A 23,145-nucleotide genomic window follows, 5' to 3' on the forward strand; every position below is an offset into this window, starting at 1 on the left:
GGCTCGGAATACAACAAGTCCGTGGGATAAACGGAACAGGGACAAGTCGGCCATCAGGCTGAACTTAAGGAGAACAGGATGGGAATTTGTAAGGGACGTACCGTCATCATTACCGGGGCCGGTGGTGGCCTGGGTAAGGCTTATGCGCTGGGCTTTGCCGCTGAAGGGGCAAATGTGGTGGTTAATGATATCCGCGCCGATGCCGCCGCTGCCGTTGTCGATGAGATCGTCACCTCAGGTGGCAAGGCGATCGCCTCTATCCATGATATTACCCGCATTGAGACAGCTCAAAGGATCGTTGACGAGGCGCTTGCAGCTTTTGATGAGGTCCATGTGCTGGTGAACAATGCCGGGGTGCTTGCAGATCGTATGTTTATCAGCTTGAGCGAAGAGGACTGGGACAAGGTGATGCAGGTCCACCTCAAAGGTCATTTTTGTCTGGCCAATATTCTGGGGCGTCGCTGGCGTGATCTGGCCAAGGCCGGCAATCCCGTTGATGCCCGTATTATCAACACAAGTTCAGGAGCTGGTTTGCAGGGCTCAATCGGTCAATCAAACTATTCTGCTGCCAAAGGTGGCGTAGCATCCCTGACCCTGGTGCAGGCTGCTGAGCTCAAACGTTATGGCGTGACCGCCAACGCACTTGCACCTGCCGCAAGAACTTCAATGACAGAAGGCGCCATGCCGGATGTGGTGAAAAAACCTGAAGATGGCAGCTTCGACCTCTGGTCTGCTGACAATGTTGCGCCTCTGGTGGTGTGGTTGGGCTCATCCGACTCTTCCCATATAACCGGCCAGGTAATTGAAAGTCAGGGAGGACGTTTGTCTCTGTGTGATGGTTGGCGCACAGGCGAAACCGCCGACAAAGGCCAGCGCTGGCAAGTTAATGAGATCGGCGAAGTGCTGGACTCTCTGATTGGCAAAGCCCAGCCGGCACAAAAAGTTTGGGGGAGCTGATATGACAACAAACAAAACAAGTAACCACCCAAGGTCGGCGAATAGCGTAGATAACCGCCGTCGAGATCTGTTAAAAGCTGGCGGCGCACTAGGGGCTGCTGCTATGTCAGGTGTGGCCCTTTCCGGCGTTTCAGCCAGTGCCAATGCAGGTATCAACACCAAACTGCCCATACCTGAGTATGACAATCTGGATATGACAGCAATGGCACAGCTGGTTCACAAGGGCGATGTGACCCCACTGGAACTGTTTGATGCTGCAGCTGCCCGATTTGAGGCCTATAAGGATCTGAATCTGTTAGCTGTCAGCCACCTGGAAGCGGCCCGTGAGCAGGCAAAACAGCAAAGTCATGCTGCGCAGCAGGAGCGTGATGCCGCTTTTAACAAGGCGCCTCTGCATGGCATTCCGTTCGCCCTTAAAGATCTTGGTATCAAGGTTGAGGGTACTGTCACCACCAACGGCAGCCTCCTGTTTAAGGATGATGTGGCTGAGTATGATTCGACCCTGACCCAAAGGTATAAAGCTGCCGGGCTCAATATTATGGCCAAGCTGACAAGCCCAGAGTTTGGCCAGACGGCGACCACAGAGTCCAAACTTCACGGCGACACACTGAACCCCTGGGATACAAGTTGCTCTACCGGTGGCTCGAGTGGCGGCAGTGCCGCTGCCGTTGCGGCGCGAATTCTACCTGCAGCTCATGCCAGTGATGGTGGCGGGTCTATCCGTATTCCTGCATCCCACTGTGGCATCTTTGGCATGAAGCCAAGTCGTGGGCGCATTCCCACGGGGCCTGACATTCTTGAAGGCTGGATGGGACTGTCAGTACACAATGTAGTCAGCCGCAGCGTACGTGATTCAGCGCTGTTGATGGAGTTGACCCAGGGACCTGAGCATGGCACCCGGGTTCAACAGGTCAATGGTGAATTTTTAAAGGCGATTCAAACCCCGCCAAAGGGTTTGCGCATCGCAGTGATGAAACACCATCCGTTCGGCCTGCCGGTGCACAGTGACTGTATCAAGGCTGTGGACAATACCATCAAGGTACTTGAAAGTCTGGGTCACAGTGTTGAACTGGCGTCGCCTGAGCTTCCCATTGAAGATATGTACAAAGGCATGGGCGTTACCACTTCATCCGGTGTGCTTCAGGCTGTGCAGGCTCAAGAAGTAAAACTGGGGCGTAAGGCGAGGGAAGATGAGTTTTCTCCAATCGTTTGGGGTTTTATGGAGAACGCCAAAGGCTTTACTGCGCAGCAGGTATTTGCTGCTCGCAACGCCTATGACAGGGCAGGTCGAAGCTTTGACCGATTCTACGATACATTTGATCTGATTCTGGCACCGGTAACTGCTGCGCCACCACCAAAGATTGGGGAGCTCAGCCTGTATCAATCCTACGATAGCTTTGTCGGCAATGTGATCAAAGCCTCACCAATCACAGCCATGTTCAATATGACAGGCCTGCCCGCAATGTCTGTTCCAATGAATTGGAATGCTGAGGGCTTACCAATTGGCGTGCAGTTTGGGGCGTCATACGGTAACGAAGCGCTGCTGTTTGCATTGGCTGCTCAACTGGAGCAGGTGGCACCCTGGCAGCACAGGCGTCCACCCTATATCGGCTAGCGGCCCTGCTCAGTTAAAAAATCTCCCCTCGGGGAGATTTTTTTATGCCTGAAGCACAGATGAGTGTGAGATGGTCATATGTCGCCATAGAAATACACCTTAGAGGCATTGAACAGGTGAGCTCGCCGCTCTAGCTTGAGTAATTGAAGCTGTTTTTACACTCAACTTTTTAAGGAGAGAGATGATGGACAGTATTCAACTCACCGCATTCGATCTGGCAACCCGTTTCACCGGCATCAAAGAGATTGAGGGCTTTGACGACAACCCGCAAATTATGGCGATGCTTAAGTTGGACAACTCATGGCCAGAGAATGATGAAGTCCCCTGGTGCAGTGCTTTTACCAATTATATAGCCTGGCTGCTAAGACTCCCCCGTTCAAAAAGCCTGAGGGCCAGAAGCTGGCTCAAAGTTGGCATTCCCATTCCGGCAGATGAAGCTGAAGTGGGCTTTGATGTCGTTATCCTGAAAAGGGGGAAGGGCGCACAGCCAGGGCCTGATGTTATCAAGGCGCCGGGACATGTAGGTTTTTTCGCGGGATTTGATGGCAATGATGTACTGATGTTGGGGGGCAATCAAAGCGACGAGGTCAATGTTGGCCGTTATCCTGCCAGTAAGTTGCTGGGGATTCGACGCCTGTAATAGACATGTCACTTTAAAGGCTCCCTAGGGCTACTGCTTACCATAGTGACTGATAAACATGGCGGCTGTTTCCCTTGCCAGTTCGAAACCCTCTTCTGCTGACAGTGGCTGACAGGCGCCTATCACCTGAGGCCAGAAAGCCCCGCCTTTGATCAGGTTGTGTAGTTGGCCAAGGGCTTTTTCTGTGTCCTTAATGGCTAGCTTGCCCTGGTTTTCCTGTTCGACCAGCCAAAAATAAAGAGCCGTCTCTTTTTTGTTCATGGTCGCCAGTTGTTCCTGCAATGCCTCAGGCCGGAACAGAAAATGCCCAAATGCCACTTTGGCCATATCCAGATATTGGGGCTCAGAAAATACCCGGATCTCCTGAAACAGCAAATTAGCCAGTTGTTCCTGTTGGGGCAGGGGGGCCAATTGCAGCAGTACATCTTCTGACACTGCCGACTTCCACAAACAGGAAAGTAACTCCATCACCAGCGCCTCCTTGGAGGCAAAATGGTTATAGACAGTACGCTTGGATACTTTGGCCCTGGCCGCCAGTTTATCCATGCTGGTCTGATGAACACCATCTTCATGGAAGGCTTCCCGTGCTGCTTCAAGGATAGCTTGTCGTTTTATTTCACTTCTGCTTTTCGGTACTGATGTCATTGGCTTAGCTCAGATATCCAGGGTTCAACAAGGTCGTATAACAATTCATTTTACACTAAGTAGTTTACTTTTCACTCTTTAGATGTAAACTACACCGACTAGTTTACTTTGCGTTGGTTCCTGATTTATTCCAAATGCTGTACAGGAGATCAACATCGACTTGCCGACTGACTTTCAGCGACAGGAGTTACCCCATGGGTAAAACAGTAAAAATTCTTCTGGCAGGAGTATTGATTATGAGCAGCATACTGGGTGTACAACATCTGATGGACGACCAGCAGGGCGGGAAATTTGTTAACCAGGATCCAGAATTCCGTCAGTCCACCAATATTGTGGAGATACTGAAAGCCTATTGGCGACTTGACCGTGACAGTCCAAAACCTGACTTCGAGTTGCCCGTACACAGCATAAGCAAACAGGCGTTGGAAGAAGAAACTCAGGATGTAGTGTATCGCCTGGGCCATTCCAGCCTGCTGCTGAAGATAAATGGCGAGTTGATTCTCACCGATCCTGTATTCTCTGACAGGGCGTCGCCTGTGCAGTTTGCCGGACCAAAGCGTTTTCACAACACACCTATCAGTATTGCTGAGTTGCCTCAGGTTGATACTGTAGTGATAAGCCATGATCACTATGATCATCTTGATAAGCGCGCAGTCAAGAAGCTGGCTGCTAAAACCACCCGTTTTTTGGTGCCGCTCAGAATTGGTAAACGTCTGGTCGATTGGGGCGTACCCAGCGAAAAGATCACTGAATTTGCCTGGTGGGACTCGGTAACGGTAGCCGGAGTGGAATATGTGTTTACGCCTACTCAGCACTTCTCCGGTCGTGGTCTGTTTGACGGAAATACCACGCTTTGGGGTAGCTGGGTTATCCGCAGTCAGCACACCAAAGTGTTTTTCAGCGGTGATTCCGGTTACTTCGACGGCTTTAAAACCATTGGAGACAGGTACGGGCCGTTTGACCTGACCTTTATCGAAACCGGTGCATACAACGAACTCTGGTCCAATATCCATATGTTCCCGGCACAAAGTGTTCAGGCTCATCAGGATCTCAAAGGTAAAGTGATGTTGCCTATTCACAACAGTACCTTTGATTTGGCCATGCATAACTGGCAGGAGCCGTTGGAGCAAGCGTTATCCATTAGTAATGACCGTGGCGTGATCATGGTCAGTCCTGAGGTAGGACAACGTATGGAGATTCAAGCGCCACTGCCGCTGAATACCTGGTGGCGAAAACGCTGACTTAATTTACTTCCATAAAAAGAAAGGCTCCCGAGGGAGCCTTTAGTGTCTATCGTTTTACCATTAAGTAAGGAGCTCAGCGAATTAGAATGCCCACTTGGCGGTAAAGGCGATGTTGTCGCGGTCAGCCAGGCTGCGCTCCTTGACCGGATCGTTCTCAGCCGCGGCTTCAGCCGGATCACCAAAGTAACCCACGTATTGCAGTGTCAGCTGTACACCGGTTCTGTGATGGGTAAAGGTTGCGCCGATACGGGCACGATAGTCACCTTCACCGCCACTGCCACCTGTGATGGTTCTGCCTGAAATCTGATGCGAATAGCCAATTGGCACGCTCAGATCCCAGTTCTGAGTCAGACCCGGATAGGAAAGATTCAAAGACGCCGCCGCAGCAAAACCATGACCTGTGTAGTACAGGGTATCGCTCGGCGGCACCATAGGCAGACCAGTGGGGGAACGGGCTTCTACATCCATAATGTCAGTGTAAGCGCCTTCCACCGTCAGGTTCACAGAGTCAGCCAGCCAGCTGCGGCCAAAGTTAACAATGGCGTTCAGGTTACTCTGAAGTATTTCACCCCGGGTCGCCAAAGGACCGACCATACTGTTAACCAGTACCGGAGCGCCATCCTTGTAGGTGATCTCAGAGGCAATTGAAGCCATACCTACGTTGGTGGAGAAGGTGGTACCGTACAGGTCGATATCGTCGAAATAGACCACATTGTATTCACCCAGCGCAAAATCAATCGCCGGAATGTAGTTCTTGGTGACATCGATATCCACCATAGGGATACGGTCTGCATAATTCAGATAGTAGAAACCTATCTCAGATACATCTGTAACCCGGTAGCGTACACCCGCACCCCATTGACCCGACTCATCCGGCAGCACATCTGCTGCTCTCGGGCCATAGGCACATGAACCGTCAGGCATAATCACCAAACAGTAGGCGCCGTTACCCACGGCTTCAGAGGTGCTAAGGAAGGAGCCAGGCTCAGGTACTATGGTTTCCTGCCAGTTGAACTGCCAGTGGGCCAGGAATGACAGATCCGGGGTCACTTCCAACTGCATGGAGACCTGGTCTTCCGGCAGCAGAATATCTTTCACTTCAGTGCCGGGAACTGCTGACTTGATGCCGTCCGAAGGGCCCTGAGCCAGTGAGATACTGGGGAAGAACAGACCTTCACCCCAGGCGACCACATGACGACCCACACGGAAATCTGCATAACCCGCTTCACCAAAGGCAAAATTGGTATAGGCATAAAGGTCCAGCAGGCGGGTGTAACCACCATGGTACTTCTGTGCCGCATCACTGAACTTGTCATCCTGATAAACATCGTCATAGAAGGTGGAGCCCGAGAATACCAGACCATAGTTTTCCCAGCGCAGGTGACCTTCAAGCAGCAGATACAGACCGTTACCGATTAAATCGTTATTATCAAAATTTCTGTTGCCAGAACTGTTCAGGGCCGGGTCCTGATCCTCAAGACGCATACCTGCTGAGTAGGTCAGTGTGCCTTTCCAATCCAGAGTGACATCTTCGCCAAGCGCTATAGTTTCGCCGGCGAAGGCGTTTGGTGCGACCATGGCAGACAACAAAGCGGCAGAGAGCAAGTTCTTATTAAATTTTTTCACAGGCCTGCTCCTTTAGTGACTCATACGACGCAACGCCGCCGGGGTAAAGTGGTGGGTTTCCATGTCATTCTTGTTAAGAACCGGGCCCACTTCACGCTCCTGGAACAGGTTATAACCAACATAGCTGCCTGTGGTCAGGTCGTGGTAGAAGCTGCTGCCAGCCTCATAACTGTCTGCATCAAAGGCGTAGTAGTAGTTGATGTAAGCGTGCTGTACCAGCTGATCACGGGTGTCGTAGAAGTCAGAGATGATAGCGTGCCAGCTGTCTTCATCCAGATACATGGTGCGACGGCCATATTTGTGGCGATACTCTTCTTTCAAAGTCCCTTCAAGCACCCAAACACGACGCAGTTCATAGCGCATCAATTCGGGGTTGGCATGGTTGATGGTCAGCAGCTCGTCGTAGGTTACGTCTTTACCGTGGACCTTGTAGGCATTGGCAGGAATATAAATCTCCTTGCGCTCGTATGCTTTCCACTCATAACGCTCTGGAGAACCGTTCATCAGACGGTCAGAGTCAAGCGTAAGCTTGCCTGAAGTACCGGCCAGTGGGGTATCGAAGCCATATTCAGGTAACTGACGTACCCGGCGTGTACCCGGGTTATAGTTCCAGGCCAGACGCTTGTCCTGAGCAAAGTTCATCGGCTCAGTCGATACCGTGGCGCTGCCCTTGTTACGGGTTGGCAGCAGAGTAGAGGTAAAGCTGTAGGCCATGATGCCGCCGACAGGTTGGCCCACATAGTCTGGGTGATTTGGCAGGTTAAGACCCTTACCATTGGCGCGTCCCCATGAGATATCGCCATCTGAGCTCACATCCGCAATGTCACGCAGAGTTTCATAGGTAAAGGCGCGGTATGGGAAGTTATGGTTGGCGAGGATCTGCATTGGCTGTGTCAGGTCCGGGATAGGGAAAGGCACAGCACCTTTGTAGCCGGTGAAGCCAAAACCATCGTCAATCAGCTCTGCAGTGACGGCGTTTTTCTTCATGGTGTCGCAGATAACATCCGGATAGCGGAAATCACGGCGACCTTCGTAGACGGGCATTTTGAAGGTTTCCGGATAACGCTCAAACATGGCGACCTGACCCGGAGTCAGTTTATCGGCGTATTGCTTGTAGTTTTTGCCGTCGATGGTGAATTTAGGCTTATCTTGCGGATAAGGATCGATTGGGTGAGCACCCACATGCATATCGTATTTAATATGATCTGGCTTACCCAGCCATTTACCTGAGTATGCCGGGATGCTGCCATCGGCATTGGCTGACGCAATCGCGCCGGTACAGGTCAGTTCATTCCCCAGTTTTGCTGCTTCGTCCTGTGAAACTTTAGCAAGTGCGCTCCCGCTGGCAGTAACCAGCGCTCCCGCAAGCAGGTGAGTTAACAGATGACTGTTCCTCATGTTTTCCTCCTTTGGCCTTCAGCTTATCGATATCCAATCACTTGGGTATCTAACTCCTTAAGCACTGCGAAGATTGTGTAGTTATTGTTCAGGGACGATAATTTGGGATTCCTTAATCAGCCGAATCGTCTGTTTTGACTAGGTTGTTTTTTGAACATTTACTCTATTCCCTGATTTTCATCACCGGCTTCTGTTCCATCGTCCGCTTTGACGATGAGCCCAATTCCCCTTCGTGACTGAATAACCACAGAGTCAGACAAAAGCGGCCACAGGCCGCTGCTGATAAACGTGACGAACAGACAGGGGTAGATATGACGCAGGTTCCTCAATATGTGGAAGGCCATGGATTGCTGAAGGGCAAATCTGTACTGATCACCGCAGCAGCCGGGGCCGGTATTGGATTCTCTGCAGCCAAACGCGCTGCAGAAGAGGGGTGTCGTGCCCTGATGATTTCAGACATTCATCCCGGCAGACTTGAAGCAGCTATCGAAAAGTTAAAAGCGGAAACCGGGCTGAGTCAGGTATATGGTCAGCTGTGCGACGTCAGCAACGAAGAGCAGGTTCAAAGCCTGATTTCAGCCGCCGAATCAGCGTTGGGTGGCGTCGATGTACTGATAAATAACGCAGGTCTGGGTGGTCAAAAAGCTGTTGTTGATATGACAGATACAGAGTGGAGCCGGGTGCTGGATATTACACTGACCGGCACTTTCCGTATGACCAGGGCCATGCTGCCTCATATGCAAAATCGCGGCAGGGGCGTGATAGTCAATAACGCTTCCGTACTGGGCTGGCGTGCCCAGAAAGAGCAAGCTCATTATGCTGCGGCCAAGGCAGGTGTAATGGCACTGACCCGATGCAGCGCACTGGAAGCCGCCGAGTATGGCGTGCGTATTAATGCAGTTTCGCCTTCCATCGCCCTCCATGAATTTCTTAAAAAAGCCTCATCCGAAGAGCTGCTGAAGCAACTCTCATCAAAAGAAGCCTTCGGCCGGGCCGCTGAAGTGTGGGAGGTCGCCAACGTGATGATGTTTCTTGCCAGCGATTACGCCTCCTATATGACAGGCGAAGTGGTACCTGTCAGCTCTCAACGCGCTTAACAAGGGGATTGCTATGGCCAATATCAAGATAGAAAGCGCAGAGCAACTGCTGGCATCTGAGAGCTTGGAGCTGGGAAGAACAGACTGGCTGCAGATCAGCCAGGAGCGCATCGATCTGTTTGCAGAAGCCACCGGGGATCATCAATGGATTCATGTGGACCCTGTCAGAGCTGCTGAGGGCCCGTTCGGCGCTTGTATCGCCCACGGTTACCTGACGCTGTCTATGGTCAATTTGTTCCTGCCGGATCTGATCGAGGTCAGCAATCTGGCCATGGGGGTTAACTACGGCTGTGACAAGGTACGTTTTCCTGCTGCAGTGCCTGTGGGCAGCGCCATTAGAGGCAGGGGGCAAATCGTGTCAGTAGAAGCCAAGGGCGCAGCGGTGCAGGCCACTATCCGGGTGACAGTTGAGATAGAGGGCAGTGATCGCCCGGCCTGTGTTGTAGACACCATTAGCCGTTACTCATTCAAACAATAATTCCAACCAGACATCATTAATGGGGAGAGCAGCATGACCCAGGCAGTAATCGTTTCTGCAGCGCGCACCGCGCTGACCAAATCTTTTCGTGGTAGCTTCAATGATACCGAAGCGCCTGTACTTGGCGGCGCAGTAGTAAAGGCTGTCGTTGAAAGAGCCGGTATAGATCCAGCCAGTGTGGAAGATGTGATTATGGGCGCCGCGGTACAGCAGGGCACCCAGGGCTATAACATTGGCCGTTTGTGCGCCTACACAGGTGGCCTGCCAAATTCAGTGCCCGGCATGGCAGTGGATCGCATGTGTGCATCAGGTCTGATGACCATAGGGATTGCCGCCAAAAACATTATTGCCGGTGAAATGAAAGTTGCTATTGCCGGTGGCGTTGAGTCTCTTTCCCTCACTCAAACCAAGCATAAGAATACCTATCGCGCCCGTTCTGAAGCGGTTCAGGCGGTTGTACCTGATGCCTATATTCAGATGATTGAAACCGCTGAAATAGTGGCAGAGCGCTATAACATATCCCGTGAAGCGCAGGATCAATATGCACTGCAAAGCCAGCAACGCACAGCGGCGGCGCAGCAGGCTGGGCTGTTTAACGATGAAATTATTCCACTGACGGCCAATAAGCTGACTTTTGATGCTGACCGTAAACCTGCGGGTCATATCCAGGTTACCGCAGATAAGGATGAGTGTAATCGCGCCGACACCACAATGGAGAGTTTGCAGGCTCTGAAAACTGTCTGGAAAGACGGCACCCATATTCAGGAAGGCAAACACGTTACTGCGGGTAATGCATCCCAGTTTTCAGATGGCGCGGCAGCGACTTTGTTGATGAGTGACGATGAGGCAGAGCGTCTTGGGTTGACACCTCTGGGTATCTATAAAGGGATCGCGGTCGCCGGATGTGGCCCGGAAGAGATGGGAATTGGGCCTGTATTTGCTATTCCAAAACTGCTTAATCAGTTTGATCTTACGGTTGATGATATTGGCCTGTGGGAGATCAACGAAGCGTTCGCCAGCCAGGTGCTTTACTGCCGCGACAAGTTGGAAATCCCCAACGACAGGCTGAATGTTAATGGTGGTGCTATCTCCATAGGCCATCCTTTTGGTATGTCAGGCACTCGTATGGTGGCCCACGGTCTGATGGAGGCCAAACGTCGCGGCGTTAAATACCTGGTAGTTGCCATGTGTATTGGTGGCGGTATGGGCGCTGCCGGTCTGTTCGAAGTGGCTCAGTAGCAGGGAGGCTTTATGAATATGATGCGAAATCCTTCCCAGGCTGAGATTGCCGGTGAATTTGAAACCATCACGTTTTCGGTGCAGGACAAAGTCTGCAATATCCAGCTGAATCGACCCAAAAGCCTGAATGCTTTTAACCAGCAGATGCGCAGAGAGCTTCATCAGGCGATCGATCTGGTCGACGCCGATGACAATATCCGGGTGGTGGTGCTGTCCGGTGCAGGTTCCTGCTTCTCTGCAGGAGCTGACCTTAAGGAACTCACCAGTGCCCGCCATGGCATTGAGGCGCAGATCCTAAACGAGTACAAACCCTTTCTGTCCCGTATCACCCACTCAGATAAGATTTACCTGGCTGCAGTCAACGGAGCCGCGGCGGGTATCGGTGGAGCCCTGGCATTAACCTGTGACCTTATGGTGATGGCAGAGTCAGCGTGTCTGTTTCAGGCATTTGCGGCCATTGCTCTGGTTCCTGATGGCGGAGCCAGTTGGCATCTGGTAAATCAGCTCGGATACAAGAAAGCATTCGAAATCTGCGTTGAAGCGGACATGCTGACCGCCGAATCCTGCATCAACTTTGGCCTGGCGAACCGCAAGGTGGAAGACGACAACCTGATGGACTATGCCCAGCAGTGGGCCCGTAAGCTGGCTGATGGTGCACCTCTATCCCAGAAGTATCTAAAACAGCTGCTGAACCAGGCTCAAAGAGACAGCCTGCATGATGTGATCCGCCAGGAAGCCCAGTTCCAGCAATTCTGCTTTAACAGCGAAGACTTTCAAGAAGGGGTCAGTGCCTTCTTCGAAAAGCGTACGCCGACATTTAAGGGCAAGTAGGAGCAGGTATGCGTGAATCAATGGAATTTGATGTGGTCATTGTGGGTGCAGGCCCGGCTGGGTTGTCTGCCGCTTGCCGCTTAAAGCAATTGTCACAGGAAGCGGGTAAAGAACTCAGCGTCTGTGTGGTGGAAAAGGGCTCGGAGGTGGGCGCCCATATTCTTTCTGGCGCCATTATTGAGCCCAAAAGCCTGAATGAGCTGTTCCCTGACTGGCAGCAGCTGGGGGCACCGCTGAACTGCAGTGTCAGTGAAGACCGCCTGCTGATGTTGCGGGATCAACAAAAAAGTATGCGACTGCCTGATTTTGCCATTCCAAAGCCCATGCACAACCAGGGTAACTATATCGCCAGTCTGGGTCAGCTGTGCCGCTGGCTCGGTGAGCAGGCCGAAGCTTTGGGGGTAGAGATATTTCCCGGGTTTGCGGCCAGCGAAGTGCTTTATCACCAGGATGGTGCGGTTAAAGGCATAGCCACCGGCGATATGGGGCTTGATAAAGCCGGCAAGCCTAAAGACAGTTATATGCCGGGCATGGAGCTTCATGCCAAATACACACTATTTAGTGAAGGTTGTCGGGGTCATTTGGGTAAAGAGTTACTCGAACGATTTGAGCTCAGCAAGGAGGCTGATGCCCAACACTATGGATTGGGTCTCAAAGAGCTGTGGGAAGTGCCGCCTGAGCAGCATCAACCAGGGCTTGTCGTACATGGCTTTGGCTGGCCGCTGGATAATGAAGCCGGTGGCGGATTTTTTCTCTATCATGGTGATAACAATCAGGTCGTAGTGGGTTTGATTGTGGATCTTAACTATGCCAATCCACATCTGAGCCCCTATGAAGAGTTCCAGCGTTTTAAAACACACCCGGATATTGCGTCTCATCTGCAAGGTGGTAAACGTCTCTCTTATGGTGCCCGCGCCATAGCCAAAGGTGGCTTTAATGCGCTACCCGACATGGGATTCCCGGGAGGACTCTTGATTGGGTGCGATGCCGGAACCCTGAATGTCGCCAAGATTAAAGGAACTCACACCTCGATGAAGTCAGGCATGCTGGCAGCGGAGAGCGTATTTAAGGCGATTGACGATGGCCGCACTGACAGCTTGACTGACTTTGGCGTGAGGTTTCAGCAAAGCTGGCTGTATGACGAGCTGAAGCGCACCCGTAACTTTGCCCCCGCGCTGCATAAACTTGGCCCATTGCTTGGCGGTAGCTTTAACTATGTGGAGCAGAATTGGCTCAAGGGTAAAAGTGGTGTCGTGCTCAGGGACAAGCTGGCTGACCATGACAGGCTTAAACCTGCATCCATGTGCAAAGAGAGGCAATACCCCAGGCCCGATGGTGTGCTGAGTTTTGACAGGAACGCGTCTGTTTTCCTGTCCAATACCAACCATGAGGAAGATCAGCCCTGTCATCTGCAGCTAAAAGATGCCGCTATTCCCATGCGAACCAATCTTCCCATCTTTGGTGAGCCTGCGCAGCGTTATTGTCCCGCTGGTGTATATGAAGTGGTGGACAATGAGCAGGGCGATAAACAGTTACAAATCAATGCTCAAAACTGCCTGCACTGCAAAACCTGCGATATTAAAGACCCTTCCCAGAATATACGCTGGGTGGTTCCCGAAGGGGGCGGTGGTCCCAATTATCCCAATATGTAATGCATAAGCCGGATACTAATCCGGCTTTTTTATGCCTTTGAGTTTGATAGCAAATAAAAAAATTCGATTATTTATAAGTTTTTCCGATAGTTCTCAAATCTCTTTCTATACTTGTTAAAGCGTTAACGGGATTTCTCTTTTCACTGATACATTCGAGAGCTGATTATGAGTCCATCTAAAGACAATGGAATTCTGCTGGAGAGCGGAACCAATGAACTTGAAATCATCGAATTCCACCTGCACCGCAAGTTACCGAACGGGCAGGTAAAAGTCTGTTACTACGGCATCAACGTAGCCAAGGTGAGAGAAGTAATTCGGGTTCCGGAGACCTCGGATTACCCTAAAGCTCACGACAATTTGGTCGGGGTATTTTCTCTCAGGGATAAATTGATCCCCATGGTTGATCTGGGCAGTTGGCTGAGTGTGCCCACCAAAGACGACCTGGATGAGAAGGTGGTCATTGTGACCGACTTCAACAAGATGATTAACGGTTTCCTGGTTGATCATGTTCAGCGTATTCACCGTGTTTCCTGGGAGCAGGTTGAATCACCAAGCCAATTCCTTGAAGCGGGCAGCCAGGACTGTGTAGTAGCGGTTGTTCGTAATGAAGGTCATATCATTATGATCCTCGACTTCGAAAAGATTATCTCTGACATTAACCCGGAACTCAGCATGGATAAGTATGACCTTACCCATGACAAACATGTTCCAATGACAGAAGAGATCGTCAAGAAGCGTGATGCCAATACTGTCCTTGTGGTCGATGACTCTGCGTTTATTCGTAAGATGATTGAGAGCACCTTGATTGCCGGTGGTTACACTGTGATCACCGCTAAAGACGGTGCAGAGGCGCTTAACAAGTTGGTAGACTTCGAGCGCGCAGTTGAAGAGCATGGCGGCAAGATTGGTGACTATGTCAACGGTATAGTATCGGATGTAGAGATGCCGCAAATGGACGGTATGCACCTGGTCAAGCGCCTGCGTGATTCCTCGGCATACAAGTCTATTCCTATCGTGATGTTCTCCTCCCTGATGAGTGACTCAAACCGTGCCAAGGCCTTGGAGCTGGGTGCCAATGACACTATCACCAAGCCAGAAATTGAACGCATGATCCCCTTGATGGATAAACTGATTCTTGGCATCGACCATGAAGCTGAAATGCTGGAAAACGCCTCATAACCCAAGCTTCAAATAGCAAAAAGCCCCGAGTTCGGGGCTTTTTCAGTTTATGGGTAAGGCATCAGATACACTTGGCGGGTTTCGGCAGACCAGCAATTTTGGTGGCCTGTTTCGCCGGGCCAACCGGGAACAGAGTATAAAGATACTTGGAGTTGCCTTTATCCGGCCCCATTGCCTGACCTATGGCTTTAACCAGTACCCGGATAGCCGGGCTGGTGTTGAACTCAAGATAGAAGTTGCGTACGAAGTTAATTACTTCCCAGTGGGCTTCGGTCAGTTCAATCTCTTCACCGGCGGCAATAACCGGTGCCAGTTCAGGAGACCAGTCTGATACGTTAAGCAGGTAACCCTGAGCGTCTGTACCAATCTGAGCACCGTTAAATTCGATGTGGTTCACGTTATATTCGTCCTACCAGGTAATGACTTTATTGTGACTGAGTGTCAGTGCGACAAACTCGTCATAGCTGACCAATGGGTATCCACTTGTTTGCATCTGCAAACCGCGGGCTTCGACGTCATCTTTCAGCAAATACACTTTAAAAGGTGACAGGGCCATGGACCACTGACGTTTCAGTACGGCATTAACCCCGTTACCGGACAACAAAAAGCTGTCCGCTTTGCCTGCATATCTCAGGGCAGTATGCAGGCCATTGTCGTTACCGGGAGACGTTTGAATATGGTGTAAGATCATCAGAATACCAAAACCTCATCCGCTTCCAGCAAACGCTGGGCAATATCATCGGCCAGCACCACTTCAGCTTCAATATTCAGTACTGAGCGTTTCAGGCCAAACTCTTTCAGGGATTCACCACAAACCAGTACATCTTCAATATCGTAAAACGGCAGTGCCTTAAAGGTGGATATGTAATTTCTGGCACCAATCAGCTCGGGCGCCTGGTCACTGACCAGATTCAATACGCCTTCATCAGTGAATATCAAAGTGACCTGCTGTTCAAAGCTGGCGCTTAACATAGCCAAATCCAGCGCCTCTCTGCCATGGGGAGTACCATGGGGAGGACGACGGAAAACAATACAAATATGCTTCACAGGAGCCTCTTAAAAACAGATCAGGCGGTCAGCCTGTTCAATGCCGGTAACCAACTCACCCAGACCACCATTGATAAAGGGGGCTGACGTATTCCAATGTTCAGCTTGTTGCTCTTTAGCGTCTTGCTCAGACAATATGCCGCGACGTAGCGCTGCTGACACACAGTTCACCAGTTCAATGCTGTGTTGGTTAGCCAAGTCGCACCAGGCCTGATGCAGATTAAACTCATCGCTTGCGGGGCTCAGCAAAGTGTTGGAGTGGCTAACGCCTTCCTGATAGAAGAACACCCGAACCACTTCATGGCCTGCGGCCAGTGCCGATTGGGTAAATTTAAGCGCATGTACACCGGCGTTGTCGCCATACACGCTGCCATTTACCTGAATAATAAATTTGCTCATATAACAAAAAATGGCCCGTAAAGGGCCATTTTACCTTAATTAAATCCAAATTGGATTAGTCGTCGTTGCTCATACCCAGCAGGTTCAGCAGGGCGATAAACAGGTTGATGAAGTCCAGATATAACGACACAGTAGCGCGGATATAGTTGGTTTCACCACCATTAACAATTCTGCTTGTATCGTACAGGATCAGTGCAGTCATAAGCAGGGCAATTGCTGCATTCAGCGCCATAAACACAACGCTGCTGCCAACGAAGATGTTAATAAGGCCAGCTACCATCACTACGATCAGACCGGCGAATAAGAAGCCCCCCATAAAGGAGAAGTCTTTCTTGGTGGTCAGCGCATACATAGACAGTGCGACAAAGATCACCGAAGTCAGGCCCAGTGCCTGCATAATCAACTGAGGACCGTTGGCCATGCCCACGTAGTGGTTAAGAATATAACCCAGAGATGCGCCCTGCATACCGGTAAAGGCAAATACCCAGAACAGACCTGCAGAGGTATCGGCTTTGCGCAGAGTTACAAATAACAAAACCAAGCTACCGATAGACAGCCCCAGCGACGCGAAACGGCCAATACCAAAGGCCATGCCCACGGCGGCACAAACAGCCGAAAAGGCCAGTGTCATTGCCAATAGCATATAGGTGTTTTTCAGCATCTTGTTGACCTCGAGGGTCGACAACTGACTGCTGTACGTCGATTCTTGCTTCATAGATGACTCCAATGCATCAATAGTTAAATCCGGTTTAACTCAACACCTTGTGTTGAAGTTGTCGCGTATTCCATGAATAAAGGATATTAACCCAAGCCTGAGCACAAAAGTCAACGATGACAAGTGACACAGGCCGGTTTGTTAACAAATTATCATACGCAAATATGAGCTGTTATGGTCACGCAAGCCACTCTTTATGCAGCTTGTCGCTGTCACCCAGATAATCCAGCACCCAGGTTAGAGCGGGTGACATCTTTGCGGGATTCCACGCCAGGCAGCAACTGCTTGGGCGTAAACTGTTTTCCAGCTGCTTCTCTTTTAGCATACCAGTTTGAATAAAAGGTGCTGCCAGATGTCTGGGCATATAACCAATACCCAGTCCTTCGCGGAAACAATTGATGGCGCGGATCCAGTCAGGCACAACAAGACGACGCTGATTATCCAGCAACCAGGTCATGCGCTTTGGGATCTCCCTTGAGGTGTCTTCCAGACAAATAGAGGGGAAAGGGCGGAGTTCATCGTCGGTCAAAGGTCGGTCGATATCGGCCAGCGGGTGATTCTTGCTCACCAGAAATGACCATTCAATCTCTCCCATCTCTTTATATTGATAGAAACCACCCACGGGAACAGCTGTGGTCGCGCCAACGGCAATATCGCTGCGTCCTGTCGCCAGGGCTTCCCATACGCCGTTAAACACTTCAATACGGACAATCAGCTCTACATCCTGAAACTGTCTGTAGAAGTCTGCAATCAATACACTGATGCGATCCGCTCTGACAATATTGTCCAGCGCGATAGAGAGAGTGGGTTGCCAGCCATTGGCAATTCTCTGAGTATCGCGCTTCAGGCCATCCATGTGTCCCAGAATAGATCTGGCATGACGAACGAAATGCTCACCGGCAGGCGTCAACGACACGCTGCGGTGATGCCGCAGAAACAGGGCAACTCCCAGCTCTTCCTCTATTTGTTTAACGGCATAACTGACTGCTGAAGGGACTTTATGCAGTCTGTGGGCGGCGGCGGTAAAACTGCCATCCCGGGCAACGATATCTATCAGTTCCAACGCCTGTTCCGAGAGCATAGGAGGCCTCTTTAATTGCTATGATTTATTTTGAAAGCATGGTTCAAAAATAATTGCTTCAACCCAATAAATCAAGATCGTAGAATGCGACGCCTTTTTTAAGATTATGCTGATTTGATTATGAACAACGCATCTACTGGCAGGTACTTCCTGTTTTTATTCTATCTTTCTCTACTCAGCATGCTGGGTTTTATTGCTACAGATATGTATCTACCAGCTTTCAAAGCTATTGAAAGCAGTTTTGGCAGCTCTCCATCTGAAGTGGCCATGTCTCTGACCACCTTCCTGGCCGGTCTGGCCTGTGGTCAATTGGTGTACGGCCCATTGGTAAACCGTATCGGTCACCGCAACGCTTTGTTTGCGGGTATGGCGTTGTTCTGTGCCGCGACTCTGGTGATTGCCAACAGTGACAGCATCATGATGCTGAACACTGCGCGATTCTTCCAGGCTCTGGGTGCCTGTGCCGCCGGGGTGATTTGGCAGGCTTTGGTAGTAGAGCAGTACAACTCAGAAGAAGCTCAGGGTATCTTCAGCAACATTATGCCTCTGGTGGCACTGTCTCCTGCATTGGCTCCCATCATTGGTGCGTTTGTTCAGGAACATCTGGGCTGGAGAGCTATCTTCCTGGCACTGACTGGTGTGGGCATACTGATTATCATGCTGACAGCTGTGCTGGTGCCTGCGCCGAAGGCCAAGAGTGAAACCACAGAAGTTGCCAAAAAAGCAGGCTTTATGGATATCATCAAAAATACCCGTTTCCTGGGTAACGTGATTATCTTTGGTGCCTGTAGTGGTGCGTTCTTCTCTTACCTGACCGTTTGGCCGATCGTGATGGAGCAAAATGGTTACGCAGCGGCTGAGATTGGGCTGAGCTTTATTCCACAGACCATCATGTTCATTGTGGGCGGTTATGCCGGCAAGATTCTGATTAAGAAAGTGGGTAACGAGAAGGCACTGCAAGCTCTGCTGGTACTGTTTGCGTTGTGTGTTGCCGGTATTGTGACAGTGACTCTGCTGATTGATGTCGCTACCATCTTCCCGCTGCTGCTGATCTTCTCAGTATCTGCCGCGGCCAATGGTGCGATTTATCCAATCGTGGTGAACAATGCACTGCAGCAGTTTTCCAACGATGCAGCAAAAGCAGCTGGTGTGCAGAACTTCCTGCAGATCAGTATGTCCTTCGGTGCATCAAGCCTGGTAGCAATGTTTGCCGCCAGCGGTGACAAGGCTATTGGCTGGGGTATTCTGACCTGCGCCGTGGGTGTTGCTATCGGTTACCGGCTGCAATCAGCCAAACAGCGCATGGTGATGCCGGACAATGCCCGGGCTGCGATGTTCTGCGACGAAAACGCCCAGAAGTGACTATAAGTTAAGCACTTGAATAAAAGCTTTAAAATAGTGCTTTACAGCAAGGTGGGTGAAGGCTAATATTCGCCTCGTTCGGAGAGATGGCAGAGTGGTCGAATGCACCGGTCTTGAAAACCGGCAAGGGTTAATAGCCCTTCTAGGGTTCAAATCCCTATCTCTCCGCCATATTTAGAGAAGGCCTGCTGGAAACAGCAGGCCTTTTTGCTATCTGGAGTTTGCCGATTCAGTAAGGGGTTGTGCCTTACAACTCATATCATCAGATTGATTCCAGAAGCCTTCGCCATATTCCTTGATACGCCAGTACCCAACTTTCCGGCGTTTTTACTGATGTAATGCAGCTCAGTTCTTCCTATCTGGCTTCCACCTGCCTTGGTCAATCCTGAATGCTCGCACTGCAGACATCGTACAAGCGCTTACGATAAATCTATGTTATGTCATCAATAAGAATTGATAATTTCAATTGATTGATGTCGGTTTCTATAATTCTCCCATCTTAACTTAACACCTGATTCGCATTTGATGATGCGGGAGAAATACTATGAAAATGAATCACGTAGGTATTATGGTTGGCGATATGGACAAGGCTGTTGAGTTTTACACCAATGCCCTTGGCCTGAAAGTTGTAATGGGCAACACCAAGGTGATTGAAGAGAGGGAAACCGCTATCGGCAGAATGTGTATCGCTGTGTTCGGCGAAGGCTTTAAAGGATTTAATATCGCTCACCTGGTCACCTCAGACGGCATAGGGGTTGAACTGTTTGAAATGAAAGAGCGTCAGCAGCGCCATGTAGTGGACTTCACCCGTCTGGGCATTTTCCACTTCTGCCTGCAAACTGACGACTTCCACAGTGTGATAGAAAAGGTGGAGCAGTTCGGTGGCAAGGTTCGGATGGATATCATGCGTTACCATCCGGAAGATGATTCTAAACCTGCCAAGATGGTGTATCTGGAAGATCCTTTTGGCAACCTGTTTGAGCTTTACTCTCACACCTATGAAGAGACTTACGCTTCAGATTACGAATAGTCTCTAACCAATGCTAAAGGCCGCACCAGTGCGGCCTTTTTTTATTTGGAACGGCGTAAAACAATACGTTCACGGCGTTAATATCCTGCATAACGCTTGAAATTCCATCAAAAAAACTCAATGTATAACAATAAGTGCGTCTTTTTGGATAGTGTCGCGTCATTAGATCAAGACGATTGACTGCAATAATTTACGGAATTCGATAATGCACACACCTTTTCCTTCATCACTGGACACGGATGCCGTTCAGCAACTCACCGAATGGGCGATTATGCATGGCCAGGCTTTCAGAAAAAGTGACGGTACAGCCCGCCATGCGCCTTTCAGTTTGAGTCCTCTGCCCATTAGTCAGGAGGAGCTGGAACGACTCACCAGAGTGATCCCCCTTATCTCAAGAGTGATAGACAGGGTGTCGGAAAACCATCATTTCCTGCAGCACTCCCTTGGTCCGGCCGCAAGCGCAGACCCATTTTTTGGACGCTTGCTGGAAATGCATCAACAGCTCCACGCCAATCCAGGAGAGGTTCGCCGCATACCCTTATTGGTGATGCGTACTGACTTTATGCAGGATCAGGTTTTCGGTCCAAAGGTGATTGAATTTAATGGCATTGCAGCTGGCATGGCGCCATTTGGTCAACGGGTGGCAGAGCTCCACCGTTTTGTTCAGCAACAATGGCCCGGACTGGTTCCTGATCTGAACAAACATCAGCTGGTTGAAAACCGGGGGATGCATCTGCTGGCCAGGGCGATGGCCAACGCTGCCATTGAGGTTAATCGAATCCATGGCGGCGAAGGTAAGCCGACCTTTCTGATGGTAGTGCAGGATAATGAAGACAATGTCTACGATCAGCACTTGCTGGCTCAGGAAATCCAGAGTGCTGGTGTAAGAACCATCAGGCGGACGTTCGATCAGTTGGCAGATCAGCTCTACACAGGCGACAACCACAGATTAATGCTTGAGGGCGAAGGCGCGATTGATCTGGTTTATCTGCGGGCCGGGTATCAGTACTCAGACTATTTTTCACTGTCCCGGCGTGACGCCATCTGCTGTCACACCCTGTGTCAGACCCGTCTGTTTATCGAGAAACACGCCGTCGCTGTCAATGCCACCATAGGCCAACAACTGGCGACCAGTAAGGCGATGCAGCTGATCCTGACCAATATGACGCCGGAAGAGTACGCCAGCTTTGGTCTCACTGTTGAGGAAGCAACTCAGATAAAGAGTGTGTTGGCAGAGATGCGACAGGTTTCACCGGCATCCATCAAGCACTTTATTGAGAATGAGGACATCAATAACTGGGTGCTGAAAAATCAGGGTGAGGGCGGTGGTCACTGTATTTTTGGCAGTGACATTATCGGTAAGCTTCACACCTTGCCTCAAGCCGATCATGCGGCCTGGGCTGTCATGCAAAAACTGACGCCGGAAACACGAAGGGCGCTGGTGATAAGGGATTCAAAGGCTCACCTGGTGGACGAACTGGTCAGTGAAATCGGCCTGTTCAGCGTGATGTTTAATGGTAATCCTGCGACCGATCTTGATGGTTACGCCGGTTACCTTATTCGCAGTAAGCCAGCCCATGAGGGAGAAGGCGGAGTTCACAGTGGTCAGGGCGTATTGGACTCAATGCAGCTGCTGGACTGAATCCAATCTGTTATGACTTAGATAAAAGCAATATTTTACCTGACTCAGGGACTTGCCAATAATGCCTGCTAATAAAGGGGCTGCAGGAGCAAGAGATGGGCCTATCTAAAGGCACTAAAGTCGGAATAGTGATTATTGCCATCATCGCACTGGCGGGCTCAGTGTTGGCTGAAGGTGTAGTAAGAGCCTTGATTGAGCTTTGCGCCTTTATCGCCTTGCTTTCACTGGTATGGAAAGCAAGGCAATCAGATGGCCGGGCTGAAGAGACAAGCGGGTCTTGCAGTCAGAAAGCTGAGTCTGAGGTCACCCCAGAAGTTTGATATAAGCCAGTGATGACGTACCTATCGCCAGCCAGAGGGTGATGGCCAGCAGCATAGGCTTATGACCCGCCGCACGCATCTTTTTAATGGTAATCCCCGCACCAATCAGAAACAGGCACACCACCAGAGTCCGCTTCGATACAGCAAACAACACTTCATATACGTTCTCAAACTGGGGAAGCAGGTAAGCGATACCTATGGCAACACAGTAGTAGATGATGAATGCCGGAACGGAAAGGGACTTCTTATTACCACCAAACGCCAGTGCGGAGATCAGCGCCACAGGCACAATCCAGAGTGCGCGAGCCAATTTAGTGGTGGTCGCCACCAACAGCGCCTCATCGCCATAACTTGACGCTGCTCCCACCACGGATGATGTGTCGTGAATGGCGATGGCGCTCCACAATCCAAAGTCATGCTGACTTAAGTCCAGTGAATGGCCAAGTACCGGGAAAATAAACAGGGCGATAGAGTTCAGCACGAATACACATGCCAGAGCGACCGCCATTTGGTCGCTTTTGGCATTAATCGCCGGCGATACCGCAGCGATGGCACTGCCACCACAAATCGAAGTTCCGGCGCCAATCAAATAACCGGTTTTCAGATCCAGCTTCATCATGCGGGTCAGGACGACCGCCAGCAGCAAAGTGAACACAATAGACCCGACCACAAGGGGCAGACTCTGTTTGCTCACCTCAATAGCCTGATCCAGATGAATACCAAACCCCAGGCCCACAATCGACCAGGACAACAGCTTTTTGGTGAGGCTCCCCAAATCAATGTTGGCCGGAATCAGCCCCAAAGACGCCAGGGTGAAACCCAGAATAAGTGCCACAGGAGAAGAGATAAAATGGAACAGGCACAAGATTCCAAGGCCGGTAAACAGCCAGAATCTGGGGTCTTTGCTGACAGAGAAATTAGACATGTTATCCAAAGGGCAATAAAAAA

General features: G+C 50.6%; 24 protein-coding genes and 1 tRNA gene. 15 read left to right on the forward strand and 10 right to left on the reverse strand.

Going from position 1 to position 23,145, the window contains the following annotated elements; genetic code table 11:
• Positions 1–78 precede the first annotated feature (78 nt).
• The 3 genes from ACFOE0_RS15550 (at position 79) to ACFOE0_RS15560 (ending at position 3,212) form a co-directional block, all read left to right on the forward strand.
• Complete coding sequence (locus tag ACFOE0_RS15550; RefSeq protein ID WP_248936090.1) at positions 79–957, forward strand: SDR family oxidoreductase; 879 nt, start codon at positions 79–81, stop codon at positions 955–957.
• Between the two features lies 1 nt (position 958).
• Positions 959–2,572: an amidase gene (locus ACFOE0_RS15555; RefSeq protein WP_248936092.1), complete on the forward strand. Its 1,614-nt coding sequence runs from the start codon at positions 959–961 to the stop codon at positions 2,570–2,572.
• Between the two features lie 181 nt (positions 2,573–2,753).
• Positions 2,754–3,212, forward strand: a complete 459-nt coding sequence (locus ACFOE0_RS15560) for a TIGR02594 family protein (protein ID WP_248936094.1) — start codon at positions 2,754–2,756, stop codon at positions 3,210–3,212.
• 30 nt (positions 3,213–3,242) lie between these two features.
• On the opposite strand, the gene ACFOE0_RS15565 is transcribed toward ACFOE0_RS15560, so the two are convergent.
• Positions 3,243–3,857, reverse strand: coding sequence for a TetR/AcrR family transcriptional regulator (locus tag ACFOE0_RS15565; protein WP_248936095.1), 615 nt, complete (start codon positions 3,855–3,857; stop codon positions 3,243–3,245).
• 194 nt (positions 3,858–4,051) lie between these two features.
• Between ACFOE0_RS15565 and ACFOE0_RS15570 the strand changes: the two genes are divergently transcribed.
• A complete protein-coding gene (locus ACFOE0_RS15570; RefSeq protein WP_248936097.1) occupies positions 4,052–5,098 on the forward strand; it encodes an MBL fold metallo-hydrolase in 1,047 nt (348 codons plus the stop codon).
• 84 nt (positions 5,099–5,182) lie between these two features.
• Here ACFOE0_RS15570 and ACFOE0_RS15575 read toward each other — a convergent pair whose 3' ends face one another.
• Positions 5,183–6,727: a DUF1302 domain-containing protein gene (locus ACFOE0_RS15575; RefSeq protein ID WP_248936098.1), complete on the reverse strand. Its 1,545-nt coding sequence runs from the start codon at positions 6,725–6,727 to the stop codon at positions 5,183–5,185.
• A gap of 12 nt (positions 6,728–6,739) precedes the next feature.
• On the reverse strand, positions 6,740–8,125 hold the full coding sequence (locus ACFOE0_RS15580) for a DUF1329 domain-containing protein (RefSeq protein ID WP_248936100.1): 1,386 nt from the start codon (positions 8,123–8,125) through the stop codon (positions 6,740–6,742).
• Between the two features lie 311 nt (positions 8,126–8,436).
• Between ACFOE0_RS15580 and ACFOE0_RS15585 the strand changes: the two genes are divergently transcribed.
• The 6 genes from ACFOE0_RS15585 (at position 8,437) to ACFOE0_RS15610 (ending at position 14,601) form a co-directional block, all read left to right on the forward strand.
• Complete coding sequence (locus tag ACFOE0_RS15585; RefSeq protein WP_248936102.1) at positions 8,437–9,222, forward strand: SDR family oxidoreductase; 786 nt, start codon at positions 8,437–8,439, stop codon at positions 9,220–9,222.
• Positions 9,223–9,235: 13 nt separating this feature from the next.
• Positions 9,236–9,700, forward strand: coding sequence for a MaoC family dehydratase (locus ACFOE0_RS15590; protein WP_248936103.1), 465 nt, complete (start codon positions 9,236–9,238; stop codon positions 9,698–9,700).
• 33 nt (positions 9,701–9,733) lie between these two features.
• Positions 9,734–10,939, forward strand: coding sequence for an acetyl-CoA C-acyltransferase (locus tag ACFOE0_RS15595; RefSeq protein WP_248936105.1), 1,206 nt, complete (start codon positions 9,734–9,736; stop codon positions 10,937–10,939).
• Positions 10,940–10,951: 12 nt separating this feature from the next.
• Positions 10,952–11,770, forward strand: coding sequence for an enoyl-CoA hydratase/isomerase family protein (locus ACFOE0_RS15600; RefSeq protein ID WP_248936106.1), 819 nt, complete (start codon positions 10,952–10,954; stop codon positions 11,768–11,770).
• A gap of 20 nt (positions 11,771–11,790) precedes the next feature.
• Positions 11,791–13,422 carry an electron transfer flavoprotein-ubiquinone oxidoreductase gene (locus tag ACFOE0_RS15605; protein WP_248936371.1) on the forward strand — a complete coding sequence of 544 codons (1,632 nt, stop codon included), beginning with the start codon at positions 11,791–11,793 and terminating at the stop codon, positions 13,420–13,422.
• A 165-nt stretch (positions 13,423–13,587) separates the two neighbouring features.
• A complete protein-coding gene (locus ACFOE0_RS15610) occupies positions 13,588–14,601 on the forward strand; it encodes a chemotaxis protein (RefSeq protein WP_115136761.1) in 1,014 nt (337 codons plus the stop codon).
• Positions 14,602–14,662: 61 nt separating this feature from the next.
• Here the strand turns inward: ACFOE0_RS15610 and ACFOE0_RS15615 are convergent, their stop codons facing one another.
• The 6 genes from ACFOE0_RS15615 to punR form a co-directional block, all read right to left on the reverse strand.
• Complete coding sequence (locus tag ACFOE0_RS15615; RefSeq protein WP_248936107.1) at positions 14,663–14,998, reverse strand: TusE/DsrC/DsvC family sulfur relay protein; 336 nt, start codon at positions 14,996–14,998, stop codon at positions 14,663–14,665.
• 12 nt (positions 14,999–15,010) lie between these two features.
• On the reverse strand, positions 15,011–15,292 hold the full coding sequence (tusB, locus tag ACFOE0_RS15620) for a sulfurtransferase complex subunit TusB (protein WP_248936108.1): 282 nt from the start codon (positions 15,290–15,292) through the stop codon (positions 15,011–15,013).
• A complete protein-coding gene (gene tusC / locus ACFOE0_RS15625; RefSeq protein WP_248936109.1) occupies positions 15,292–15,648 on the reverse strand; it encodes a sulfurtransferase complex subunit TusC in 357 nt (118 codons plus the stop codon). Before tusC ends, tusB begins: the two co-directional genes overlap by 1 nt.
• A gap of 9 nt (positions 15,649–15,657) precedes the next feature.
• Complete coding sequence (gene tusD / locus ACFOE0_RS15630) at positions 15,658–16,047, reverse strand: sulfurtransferase complex subunit TusD (protein WP_248936110.1); 390 nt, start codon at positions 16,045–16,047, stop codon at positions 15,658–15,660.
• Positions 16,048–16,102: 55 nt separating this feature from the next.
• On the reverse strand, positions 16,103–16,762 hold the full coding sequence (locus ACFOE0_RS15635) for a Bax inhibitor-1/YccA family protein (RefSeq protein ID WP_248936111.1): 660 nt from the start codon (positions 16,760–16,762) through the stop codon (positions 16,103–16,105).
• A gap of 178 nt (positions 16,763–16,940) precedes the next feature.
• Positions 16,941–17,843: a DNA-binding transcriptional activator PunR gene (gene punR, locus ACFOE0_RS15640; protein WP_248936112.1), complete on the reverse strand. Its 903-nt coding sequence runs from the start codon at positions 17,841–17,843 to the stop codon at positions 16,941–16,943.
• A 120-nt stretch (positions 17,844–17,963) separates the two neighbouring features.
• Between punR and punC the strand changes: the two genes are divergently transcribed.
• The 5 genes from punC to ACFOE0_RS15665 all read left to right on the forward strand — a co-directional run bounded on the left by punC (position 17,964) and on the right by ACFOE0_RS15665 (position 22,197).
• Positions 17,964–19,205 (forward strand): purine nucleoside transporter PunC, encoded by a 1,242-nt coding sequence (punC, locus tag ACFOE0_RS15645; protein ID WP_248936113.1) that lies wholly within the window; start codon positions 17,964–17,966, stop codon positions 19,203–19,205.
• Positions 19,206–19,285: 80 nt separating this feature from the next.
• Positions 19,286–19,376, forward strand: a tRNA-Ser gene (locus tag ACFOE0_RS15650).
• 373 nt (positions 19,377–19,749) lie between these two features.
• A complete protein-coding gene (locus ACFOE0_RS15655; RefSeq protein ID WP_248936115.1) occupies positions 19,750–20,235 on the forward strand; it encodes a VOC family protein in 486 nt (161 codons plus the stop codon).
• 205 nt (positions 20,236–20,440) lie between these two features.
• Positions 20,441–21,877 carry a glutathione synthetase gene (locus tag ACFOE0_RS15660; RefSeq protein ID WP_248936121.1) on the forward strand — a complete coding sequence of 479 codons (1,437 nt, stop codon included), beginning with the start codon at positions 20,441–20,443 and terminating at the stop codon, positions 21,875–21,877.
• A gap of 95 nt (positions 21,878–21,972) precedes the next feature.
• Complete coding sequence (locus tag ACFOE0_RS15665; protein ID WP_248936123.1) at positions 21,973–22,197, forward strand: hypothetical protein; 225 nt, start codon at positions 21,973–21,975, stop codon at positions 22,195–22,197.
• Here ACFOE0_RS15665 and ACFOE0_RS15670 read toward each other — a convergent pair.
• Positions 22,181–23,131: a YeiH family protein gene (locus tag ACFOE0_RS15670; RefSeq protein ID WP_380712313.1), complete on the reverse strand. Its 951-nt coding sequence runs from the start codon at positions 23,129–23,131 to the stop codon at positions 22,181–22,183. The two genes, ACFOE0_RS15665 and ACFOE0_RS15670, sit on opposite strands and share 17 nt — an antisense overlap.
• Positions 23,132–23,145 lie beyond the last annotated feature (14 nt).

The sequence above is a fragment of the Shewanella submarina genome (genome assembly GCF_042646185.1).
Taxonomy (GTDB): domain Bacteria; phylum Pseudomonadota; class Gammaproteobacteria; order Enterobacterales; family Shewanellaceae; genus Shewanella; species Shewanella corallii.

Coding starts and splice junctions, on each gene's coding strand:
- ACFOE0_RS15605 (WP_248936371.1), top strand. CDS start 11,791: ATGGAATTTGATGTGGTCATTGTGGGTGCAGGCCCGGCTGGGTTGTCT.
- ACFOE0_RS15600 (WP_248936106.1), top strand. CDS start 10,952: ATGAATATGATGCGAAATCCTTCCCAGGCTGAGATTGCCGGTGAATTT.
- ACFOE0_RS15555 (WP_248936092.1), top strand. CDS start 959: ATGACAACAAACAAAACAAGTAACCACCCAAGGTCGGCGAATAGCGTA.
- punC (WP_248936113.1), top strand. CDS start 17,964: ATGAACAACGCATCTACTGGCAGGTACTTCCTGTTTTTATTCTATCTT.
- ACFOE0_RS15585 (WP_248936102.1), top strand. CDS start 8,437: ATGACGCAGGTTCCTCAATATGTGGAAGGCCATGGATTGCTGAAGGGC.
- ACFOE0_RS15565 (WP_248936095.1), bottom strand. CDS start 3,857: ATGACATCAGTACCGAAAAGCAGAAGTGAAATAAAACGACAAGCTATC.
- tusB (WP_248936108.1), bottom strand. CDS start 15,292: ATGATCTTACACCATATTCAAACGTCTCCCGGTAACGACAATGGCCTG.
- punR (WP_248936112.1), bottom strand. CDS start 17,843: ATGCTCTCGGAACAGGCGTTGGAACTGATAGATATCGTTGCCCGGGAT.
- ACFOE0_RS15660 (WP_248936121.1), top strand. CDS start 20,441: ATGCACACACCTTTTCCTTCATCACTGGACACGGATGCCGTTCAGCAA.
- ACFOE0_RS15665 (WP_248936123.1), top strand. CDS start 21,973: ATGGGCCTATCTAAAGGCACTAAAGTCGGAATAGTGATTATTGCCATC.
- ACFOE0_RS15550 (WP_248936090.1), top strand. CDS start 79: ATGGGAATTTGTAAGGGACGTACCGTCATCATTACCGGGGCCGGTGGT.
- ACFOE0_RS15635 (WP_248936111.1), bottom strand. CDS start 16,762: ATGAAGCAAGAATCGACGTACAGCAGTCAGTTGTCGACCCTCGAGGTC.
- ACFOE0_RS15580 (WP_248936100.1), bottom strand. CDS start 8,125: ATGAGGAACAGTCATCTGTTAACTCACCTGCTTGCGGGAGCGCTGGTT.
- ACFOE0_RS15590 (WP_248936103.1), top strand. CDS start 9,236: ATGGCCAATATCAAGATAGAAAGCGCAGAGCAACTGCTGGCATCTGAG.
- ACFOE0_RS15570 (WP_248936097.1), top strand. CDS start 4,052: ATGGGTAAAACAGTAAAAATTCTTCTGGCAGGAGTATTGATTATGAGC.
- ACFOE0_RS15655 (WP_248936115.1), top strand. CDS start 19,750: ATGAAAATGAATCACGTAGGTATTATGGTTGGCGATATGGACAAGGCT.
- ACFOE0_RS15610 (WP_115136761.1), top strand. CDS start 13,588: ATGAGTCCATCTAAAGACAATGGAATTCTGCTGGAGAGCGGAACCAAT.
- ACFOE0_RS15595 (WP_248936105.1), top strand. CDS start 9,734: ATGACCCAGGCAGTAATCGTTTCTGCAGCGCGCACCGCGCTGACCAAA.
- tusD (WP_248936110.1), bottom strand. CDS start 16,047: ATGAGCAAATTTATTATTCAGGTAAATGGCAGCGTGTATGGCGACAAC.
- ACFOE0_RS15560 (WP_248936094.1), top strand. CDS start 2,754: ATGATGGACAGTATTCAACTCACCGCATTCGATCTGGCAACCCGTTTC.